At 59.8% G+C, this 3,633-nt stretch carries 2 protein-coding genes and 1 pseudogene; 1 reads left to right on the forward strand and 2 read right to left on the reverse strand.

The features are described 5' to 3' along the window. Both NW856_RS10350 and murA read right to left on the reverse strand, forming a co-directional pair. Nucleotides 1-926 (reverse strand): annotated as a pseudogene (locus tag NW856_RS10350) (tail length tape measure protein); the annotation flags it as partial. A gap of 193 nt (nucleotides 927-1,119) precedes the next feature. Continuing rightward, on the reverse strand, nucleotides 1,120-2,442 hold the full coding sequence (gene murA, locus NW856_RS10355; RefSeq protein WP_202943714.1) for a UDP-N-acetylglucosamine 1-carboxyvinyltransferase: 1,323 nt from the start codon (nucleotides 2,440-2,442) through the stop codon (nucleotides 1,120-1,122). Nucleotides 2,443-2,787: 345 nt separating this feature from the next. Between murA and NW856_RS10360 the strand changes: the two genes are divergently transcribed. Further along, the gene (locus NW856_RS10360; protein WP_414342651.1) at nucleotides 2,788-3,441 is read left to right on the forward strand and encodes a DUF3386 domain-containing protein; all 654 of its coding nucleotides are present in this window, start codon (nucleotides 2,788-2,790) and stop codon (nucleotides 3,439-3,441) included. The last annotated feature ends 192 nt before the right edge of the window (nucleotides 3,442-3,633 follow it).

Here is a 3,633-nt window from a genome sequence, read left to right on the forward strand (position 1 = left end):
AGCTGGCTGAGGCTGAGCAACGCCTCTGGAGCTTCTTTATCTGAGCCGGATCCCACCTGTCGGAGGAGTTCAATTGCCGTCGGCAGGTCGCTCAGTTCCGCCAAACGGCGACGGGTGAGAGAAGCCTCTGGCCCATCGGGAAACTGTGCCAGCAGCGCTTGGTAAGCCGCTTTGGCCTGGGGAAACTCCCGCGAGATCTGGTGGCTGCGGCCCCAGCGGTAGAGGTTCTGAGAGGTGGCGGGGGCACGCCCATAGGCCCGGGCAGCTTTGCCGTACTCCCGTTGCTCCCAGTAGGCATCGGCGAGGATCTGCCAGTCGGAAGCCGTGAGGGATCCCTCTTGAGCCTGCCGCCAGCGATCCAGCAGCGGCGTTAGCCCAGGGGTTTGCGGGTGATGTTGGGCCAAATCCCGCAGCAGGTCATAGCGGTCGGGGTTCAGCTCTAGCAAATGCTTGAGGGCACGTCCGGTCAGCGGGTGGGTGGGAAATTGCTGCCGCAGCCGATCCACCTGGCCCATCCCCCAGAGGGCGTAGGCGGCCACAGGACTGTGGGGATATTCCTGCAAAATCTTGGGCCACCAGATCCCTTGGGCTGTTTCCTTGTCCTGCAACTGTTCATAGGCTTGGGCCCTGAGCTTCCAAATCTCTTCCCTCAGAACCGGCAGGCTCTCTTCCAGCCCCTGCAAATGCTTCAAGGCAGATTGCGCTTGGCCGGCTTGCAGCGCTGCGTAGGCCCGCAGAAAGGCCGTTGTGGAAGTTTGGGGCAGTTGCGTCGGATCCCTGCCTTCTCGTGCAGAGGCCACCTCCGCGGTTTCTGCCCAGGATGAGGTGTAGAAGCCCCAGACAGCTCCACCCAGAGCCGCTCCTGCTGCCAGCACACCGGCAGCCCATCTTGTCCAGCGTCGTTGGCTGCTTGTCAGGATCCCCATGCTTTACCTCCCCACCACCTCTGACCTACGATACTCAACCTGACTGCGTTGAGTCACCAGACAACTCGATACTTGCGAAACGGCTGGAAAGCTCACCTGGCAAGCGGTCACCGAGCATTGGGGCCAGACGATAAGCAGGGAGAGGAGCAGTTCTTTCCTCAAATCTTCAAATTTCAGACAGCAGTGAAACAGCTCATTTCCCCAATTGCGGGATCCCTGTCGGGCTTTCGCTGCGGTACACCTTGGCCCCGACACTGCGCAGCTTTTCATCAATGGCTTCGTAGCCCCGGTCGATGTAGTGCAATCCGTGGATCGTGGAGCAGCCTTCAGCCGCCAGACCGGCCAACACCAGGGCCGCACCCGCCCGCAGGTCGGTAGCCACCACCGGAGCGCCGGAAAGGGACGGCACCCCTCGGATCAGGGCCACTCGGTTCTTCAGGCGAATATCGGCTCCCATGCGATTCAGCTCGGGAATGTGGTGCATGCGGTTTTCAAACACTGTCTCCTCAATGGTGCAACTGCCCTCGCTCAAGGCGGCCAAGGCCATGATCGGCGCCTGCACATCGGTGGGGAAACCAGGATAGGGCAGCGTTTGAATATCGGTTGCCTGACACAGCCAGCCTGAGCTCAGTTGAGCTGGGGCAATGCGCAACCGGTTTGGGCCCTCTTCTTCCACCCGCAGACCCATGGCTTGCAACTTGGCGATCACCGCCCGCAGATGATCGGGAATAACAGGGCCAACTGTGAGGTGAGAGCGGGTAATGGCCCCGGCAATGAGATAGGTGCTGGCCTCGATGCGGTCGGGAATGACCGTGTACTCTGTTCCATGCAAGCGGGGCACCCCTACCACCACAACCGTATTGGTGCCGACACCGCGAATGCGGGCCCCCATGGCTTGACAAAAACGGGCTAGATCCGCCACCTCCGGCTCTTGGGCGGCGTTCTCGATCACCGTTTCTCCATCCGCCAGCGTAGCGGCCATCATCAAGGTCTCGGTGGCACCGACGCTGGGATAGTCCAGGTAAATACGGGTTCCCAGCAGTTTACGGGCATAGGCATGAACCACCCCATGCTCGATTTGTACCGTCGCCCCCAAGGCTTGTAGACCCCGCACATGCAGATCCACGGGACGAGACCCGATCGCACAGCCGCCGGGCAAGGGAACTCTGGCCACCCCCAGCCGCGCCAACAGAGGCCCTATGATGAAAAAGCTGGCCCGCAACTGGCTGACCAATTCATAAGGGGCTTGAGAGGTTTTGAGGGAGCTGGCATCCAGGTCCAGGGTATTGCCAACATGGGAAACCTTAACTCCCAGCGTGGCCAGGATCTGTCCCATGCGTTCAATGTCCAGCAGACGGGGCACATTGTGAATTCGACAGGCCTCAGGAGCCAAGATGGCCCCGGCCATCAGCGCCAAGGCAGAGTTTTTTGCCCCGCCAATAGGGATGTGGCCACTCAGGGTCTGCTTGCCAATGATTTTCAGCACTGGCCCCATCATCTCTGGCGCGGTTGCCATGCCGGTCTGGGGCGGCGTCAGGCCAGGCTCTAGGGGATCCGCCCCGCTGACGCGATTGTCAAAACCTTTCAATCTCCCTCCTCACCCACAAAAAATAGGCGAACCCTTCTCAGAGAATACTCTGGGGATCACAGCAGCGGCTAAACTCGCAAGCCAAATTGGGTGTGAGGAAGAAGTTCCCATGGCTGTGCTTCTATCCTGCAGCAGCGGACAGGGGAGCGGCTAGGCCAGTTCACCAGATGCAGGTTCTCAGCGAAGGCAACTGGGGGGCAGCCCAACAGCAGGGGGCGGTATGATGGATGCTCAGGGGAAGTGCTTGCAAGGAAAACAGGAAGGAGACAGCCGATGATCGCCACTCAAGTCTCTGCCCAAGAGTTGTTTCGGGCCGCCTATGAAAACCGCTACACCTGGGATCCCGCTTTCCCAGGCTACAGCGCCGAGGTCAGCTATTGGGATGGGGAGCGCACATTCGTTGGGCAGGTGCGAGTGGGGGCAGACCTAAAGGCCACTGTTACCGGCGTAGAGGATGAGGAAGCTCGAAAAGCCATTCACAACCAACTCTGGGAGATTGCCATTCACCGGGTGCGCCGCAGCTTCGACGAGACCCATGGGAACAACACCTTCCGTTACGGCCAAACCCTGCCCGATGGCACAGTGGAGATCCTGGTGGGGGGCAAAGCAGAAGGGGATCGCTACCACGTGCGCGATAACCAGGTTACCATGGTGCACCGGCATATCCACGGAGTGGTGGTTACCATCCACACCTTCAGCAGCCACGATACCGGCGAAGGCTATCTTTCCCACCGCTACGATTCCGTCTATCACGATCCCCAAACGGGCGAGCAAAAAGGCGGGCGCAGCCAATTCGAGGATCTGTACACAAAAGTGGGCAAGTATTACATCCTCTCGGAGCGGCGTATCCAGACGGAGACGGAAACCGGCCCTGTGGAGAAGCGCTTCACCTTCAGCAACTTGACCTTGCTGGACACTGGGGCGTGAGCGACCCGGCATTGCTCTCTGCGGGGTAGAGGGCCGGCTCTCCCATTCGTCATTGTTGGGCAGCTACCGGGAGGCTGAGTTCACGCCCTTCTTGGCGGCCAAGCCTTTCTCGATAACGGGAAAGCCGATCTGTAGGCTTTCAAGCTTTGTTGCAGAACGATCCTGATACATTTACGCTGAACACTGCTGAAC

It is taken from the genome of Synechococcus sp. R3-13, assembly GCF_047462195.1.
GTDB lineage: Bacteria > Cyanobacteriota > Cyanobacteriia > Thermostichales > Thermostichaceae > Thermostichus.